The 5,090-nt window shown below is 66.5% G+C and carries 5 protein-coding genes; 2 read left to right on the top strand and 3 right to left on the bottom strand.

The features are described 5' to 3' along the window. The first annotated feature begins 503 nt into the window (after positions 1-503). Positions 504-884 carry a transposase gene (locus ACLP9N_RS33085; RefSeq protein ID WP_442411347.1) on the top strand — a complete coding sequence of 127 codons (381 nt, stop codon included), beginning with the start codon at positions 504-506 and terminating at the stop codon, positions 882-884. A gap of 10 nt (positions 885-894) precedes the next feature. Here ACLP9N_RS33085 and ACLP9N_RS33080 read toward each other — a convergent pair whose 3' ends face one another. The 3 genes from ACLP9N_RS33080 to ACLP9N_RS33070 are packed head-to-tail and all read right to left on the bottom strand — an operon-like array spanning position 895 to position 4,003. Continuing rightward, positions 895-1,875, bottom strand: coding sequence for a tyrosine-type recombinase/integrase (locus ACLP9N_RS33080; RefSeq protein ID WP_442411346.1), 981 nt, complete (start codon positions 1,873-1,875; stop codon positions 895-897). Continuing rightward, positions 1,872-2,798, bottom strand: a complete 927-nt coding sequence (locus ACLP9N_RS33075; protein WP_442411345.1) for a tyrosine-type recombinase/integrase — start codon at positions 2,796-2,798, stop codon at positions 1,872-1,874. The genes ACLP9N_RS33080 and ACLP9N_RS33075 overlap by 4 nt, the downstream gene beginning before the upstream one ends. Continuing rightward, positions 2,795-4,003: a tyrosine-type recombinase/integrase gene (locus ACLP9N_RS33070; RefSeq protein ID WP_442411344.1), complete on the bottom strand. Its 1,209-nt coding sequence runs from the start codon at positions 4,001-4,003 to the stop codon at positions 2,795-2,797. Before ACLP9N_RS33070 ends, ACLP9N_RS33075 begins: the two co-directional genes overlap by 4 nt. 162 nt (positions 4,004-4,165) lie before the next feature. Between ACLP9N_RS33070 and ACLP9N_RS33065 the strand changes: the two genes are divergently transcribed. Continuing rightward, positions 4,166-5,059, top strand: coding sequence for an IS3 family transposase (locus ACLP9N_RS33065; protein ID WP_442411343.1), 894 nt, complete (start codon positions 4,166-4,168; stop codon positions 5,057-5,059). Positions 5,060-5,090: the final 31 nt, after the last annotated feature.

The raw sequence follows: 5,090 nt of genomic DNA, 5'->3' as shown, positions 1-5,090 counted from the left end.
TCGTTGCGGATTCGGGCGTCCGGGCTACCACAGGAAACGACTCTCGGGGGAGCCGACGCCAGCTTGGAGCTATACGTGAATCTGTTGAGGCACTGGCCCGAGCCCATCGAGAACACCAACTTCAGGGCCGCGGTGTCGTAGCCCCGTGGATCGTCATAACCAGAGGCGGAGATGACGTCGCATGCACTCAGCAGGAGCGTGATGACCCCCAATATCAGTGGGATAGCACGCTTTTCAGCGCAAGGCCGCCACTGCCGATTCAACGTCAACGATGTCCACTCAGAGGCCTCCACATATGGGCAGGATAGCCCGCACCAGGACTGCTTCATAGCCAGCGCTAGTCGACCAGTCTCACCGGACTCTTGTCAGTGTCGGCCATGATTTCTAACCGGTGTCGATGCGTGGTCCTACCACTCCCCTTGCTAACAACGACTCATGGCCGACGAAGGTGGTGTCGTGGACCTCCCCCGAAACCGTGGAGGCATGCACTATGAGGAATAGGTATGTCAGAGACACGGAGGAAGTTCGATCCCGAGTTCCGGGAGGGGGCGGTCCGCATTGTTCGGGACACCGGCAAGCCGATCGCCCAGGTGGCTCGGGACCTGGGTATCAACCAGGGCACCCTGGGCAACTGGGTCGCCAAGGACCGCGCCGAGCGCGAAGGAACGCAGGGTCTTTCGACCGGCGACCTGGCCGAGTTGAAGCGCCTACGCGCGGAGGTGGCTGAGCTGCGGATGGAGCGTGATGTCCTCAAGCGATCCGTGGTCCTGTGGGTGTTATCCCGATCTCGGGATAACACCCATAATGCCGAGCACCGGATTATGCCGAGGACGCCGCTGAATCGTCTGCGCGGTAAGGGATCTGTGTCCGTGCACTCGGCATAATCACAGCGCCTCAAGGAAGGCGAGCAGGGTGTCGGGGGGGTCGGTATCGGCCCGGAGCCGCATGGAGGGGTGTGGTGCGGGCGAGGGCGCGTTCTTTGAGGCGAAGATCTGCGTGCAGATAGATCTGGACTGTGTCTGTTTTCTCGTGGCCGAGCCAGAGCGCGATCACAGATGTGTCCACGCCCGCGTGCAATAGGGTCATGGCGGTCGAGTGACGCAGGACGTGCGGGGTGATCGTCTTGGCGTCGATCGTGGGGCAGCGCTGCCGCGCCGTGATCGCGTGGTTGGTGACGAGCAGCGCGACCGCGTCACGACTGAGCGGCCGACCGCGGCTGGTCGGGAATAACGGATCCTCGGGTCGGCCTTGTCGTTCGGCCAGCCAGCCCCGCAGCACCGAGACTGTCTGGGCGGTCAGCGGCGTGCAGCGCTGTTTGCGTCCCTTGCCGACACAGCGCACGTGGGCCCCCGCTGCGAGATGGACGTCGCGGCAGCATAGCCCGGTCAGCTCGGAGACCCGCAGCCCGGTCTGGACCGCGACCAGCAGCAGCGCGTGGTCGCGACGGCCTATCCACCGGCTGGTATCCGGGGCGGCGAGCAGCGCCTCGATCTCCTCACTGTCGAGGAAGCACACGACCGCCCGGTTGTAGCGTTTGGGTGGGATGGCCAGCACCCGGGCGATCAGCGCGGCGTGTTCGGGGTGTTGCAGCGCGGCGAACCGGAACAGCGAGTGGATCGCGGCCAGGCGGGTGTTGCGACTGCGCACGCTGTTGGCGCGCTGGTCTTCGAGGTGGTCGAGGAACGCGCCGATCAGCGGGGCGTCGAGGTCCTCGATCTGCATCCGGGCCGGCGGTGTGCCCGTCCGCTCCGCAACGAAACCGAGCAGCAGCCGCAGGGTGTCGCGGTAGGAGGCGACGGTGTGCGGGCTGGCGTTTTTCTGCCGGGCGAGGCGTTCGGTGAAGAAGGCCTGCAGGGTCGGGGCGAGCGCGGTCATGACGTCGCTCCGGTGTGGCGCTGCATCCGGTCGGCGGCGAGGGCGAGCAGTTCCGGGGCGGCCGAGAGGTACCAGTAGGTGTGACGTGGGTCGGTGTGGCCGAGGTAGGTGGACAGCAGCGGCAGCCGCGCCTGCACGTCGGCATCATCGCGATACCAGCCAAGCAAAGTGTTCACCGCGAAGGTGTGCCGGGCGTCGTGAATGCGCGGGCGACACGCCGGGCAGTGTTGCCCGATCCCATTCTCGCGCAACAGCGTCCGGAACGTCTGCGACACCGTGGTGGCCGCCAGTCGGGCACCGGTGGCGGACACCAACAATGCGTCCGTATGCGGACGCGGACACAGCCGGTCCCGGCGCGTTGCGTAGGTGGTGAGCGCGGCCATCGTGGAGGGATGCAACGGCAGTTGTCGGGGCTTGTGGAATTTCGCCTCACGTATCGTCAACACGCCGGTGGCCGGGTCGACATCGCCGCGGTCCAGACCCAGCGCCTCCCCGCGCCGCAGCCCCGTGGCGAACAGCAGCCCGATGAACGTCTGCATCGTCGCGGCGGCCAGCGGCGAGCGCAGCCGCCCGGCCCCGGCCATCAGGGCGGCGACATCGGCATCGGAATACAGATACGGCGTGGCGCGCCTGGTGTGGGCCGGCAGCAGATCCACCGGTGGCACCTCGACGGCCGGATCGAAGGCCTGCACCCAGCGGGCGAAGCAGCGCACCACGCTGAGCCGTTGTGCGTGCCAGGTCGAGGAGCTACCCGGCGGGAGCGTGGCCCACTGCACCGCCAGCTGCGTGGTGATCGTGTCGGTGTCGGCCGCGTCGGCGAAGTCGACGAACTGCTCGAGCAGCAGCCCCGCGCCGACGAGCTTGAAACCCAACGTGCGACGGACGGTGAGATAGTCGGCCACCGCGCCACGCAGGCCGCTCACCGCGCACCCGCCGGCCACGGCCGCACCACCGTTGACAGCGCGGCGTGATCGACCTTGGCATATATAGCGGTGCTGAGCATGCTGGCGTGCCGCAGGACCTGACCGACTTCGGGCAGGCTGGCGCCAGAACGCAGCAACTCGGTTGCCGCACAGTGCCGCAGCCGATGCGCCGTCACCACCACGCCGGACCGCTGCCCGCGCCGTCGGACGATCGCCGATACCGCCTTGGCGGACAGTTCACTTCGCGGGGCGATCAGTGTGGTGAACACATGCGTGGAGGCGCACCGAGGCCGACCTCGCCGCAGCCAGCCGGCGACGGCTTGCCCGACATCGGCCGGTAACGGTAGCCGCTCCTCACGATGGGCTTTGCCGCGAACCAAGATCTCACCGTGACGCCAGTCCACATCGGTCAGTTCCAGGGCTGCCACCTCGCCGACCCGCAGCCCGAGCCGCAGCAGCAGCGTGAGCACCGCGAAGTCGCGGCGCCCCAACGCGGTTCGGCGGTCGCAGGAAGACAACAGCCGCGCCGCCTGCCGCCGATCGATCGGCTGTGGCAGACAGCTCGCTGGCCAGGATGCCGCCGACGGCACCGCACCTGCTAACCCCGTCGCCGTGATTCCCGTCAGATGCAGGTAGCGCAGCAGCGCCCGCATCCCGACAACGAGAATCGCGGCCGACCCAACACAATGGGTCCTGCACCTAGCCAGCACGAACTCGCTCACCTGGGCCGCGGTCAAGCCGCACAGGTCCCTACGCCCCGACGCGCAATACTCCGACACGAACTGGCGCGCCACATCGACGTAGTTGCGAACTGTCGACGCGGCCAGCCCGCGCTCCTCGACCAGATAGGCCCGGTACGTGGCAAGCAGAACCTCCACCGCACTGTCGGCCACGGCCGGCGAGCAGGCCGGGGCGATCCCGACTTCACGCAAATGATCCAGCAGCGGCGCCATGCCCCGCGCCGAGAGCCACTGCCCGTATCCTGCGACGCGTCGGGCCCGCAGGAACTCCTCCACAACACTGGACGTGAGCTCGTGTCCGTCTAGGCCCCGATCGACCAGCCAACGGCTCAGGTGCGCCATCACCTGAAGCTGACCCGCCGCGGAACTCGGCTCATATCCCCGCGCGGCCAACTCCGCGCGGAACCCGTCCGCATACGGGCCCAACGGCCCACGAACCCGTACCCGCTTCGCTCTACTGTTCACGACCTCTCCTCTCCAGATGCGCTTTCTGGAGAGAAGTCTCGTCACCAACGGGATCCGGGATTATGCCGAGTTCGTGGACACAGATCCCTTACCGCGCAGACGATTCAGCGGCGTCCTCGGCATAATCCGGTGCTCGGCATTATGGGTGAAGGAGGCGACGAAGTGAGTGTGGCCCGCTTCATCGCCGACCAGAGGACCTTCTACCAGGTGCCACACGCGGCGTGCTGCGCCATCCTGGGTGTGAGCATCTCCTGGTTCTACAAATGGGTGGACCGCGAGCCCACCCACCGGGAGCTCCGGCGGGCTGAGCTGGACACGCGGGTGGCCACGCTGTTCGCGGCCTCCAAGTGCAGCTACGGTTCGCCGCGCATCCACGCCGACCTGCTCGACGAGGGCTGGAAGGTCAGTGTGAACACCGTCGCCGAGTCCATGCGCCGGCAGGGCCTGCAAGGTCGAAAGCCAAAGCGGAGCAGGGGCTTGACCCGACAAGACAAGAAAGCCACGAAGTTTCCCGACCTGTTGAAACGCGACTTCACTGCCGCTGCGCCGAACCTGAAGTGGTGTGGTGACATCACCGATATCCCCACCGACGAGGGCAAGCTCTACCTCGCCTCGGTGCTGGATCTGTGCGGGCGCCGGTTGCTGGCCTGCCCGATGTCGGAGCACCCGGACGCCGAGCTAGCCAGTGACGCGATGAAGATCGCCGCCGCGGTGCGCGGCGGGCGCGCCGTGATCGATGGCGTGATCTTCCATAGCGATCGCGGATCTACTTACACCGCAAATGATTTCATGAGGTTATGCCGCACCCTTGGGGTACGGCAGTCGATGGGCCGCGTCGGGTCGTGCTTCGACAACGCCACCTCCGAGGCGTTTTTCTCCACCCTCGAACACGAGGTCTTGTCCCGGCACCACTTCGCGACAAAGGCACAGGCCCGAGAGGTCATCACCGCCTGGTGCTACGACTTCTACAACACCCGACGCCGGCACAGCTCAGCCGGGTTGCTACCACCCGTTGACTACGAGAAAATCGCGACCATCCGACCGGAGGCCGCATAACGGAAGCCTTCACGTTTTCAGGGGAAGCCCA

Source organism: Mycobacterium sp. (assembly GCF_052144515.1).
In the GTDB taxonomy this organism is placed as follows: Bacteria; Actinomycetota; Actinomycetes; order Mycobacteriales; family Mycobacteriaceae; genus Mycobacterium.
Note: the sequence above shows the minus strand (reverse complement) of the source record. Positions and strands in the feature narration are given on the sequence as shown.

Excerpts from the sequence above, each read along its gene's own strand:
- ACLP9N_RS33080 (WP_442411346.1), bottom strand. The coding sequence starts at position 1,875 with ATGACCGCGCTCGCCCCGACCCTGCAGGCCTTCTTCACCGAACGCCTC.
- ACLP9N_RS33085 (WP_442411347.1), top strand. The coding sequence starts at position 504 with ATGTCAGAGACACGGAGGAAGTTCGATCCCGAGTTCCGGGAGGGGGCG.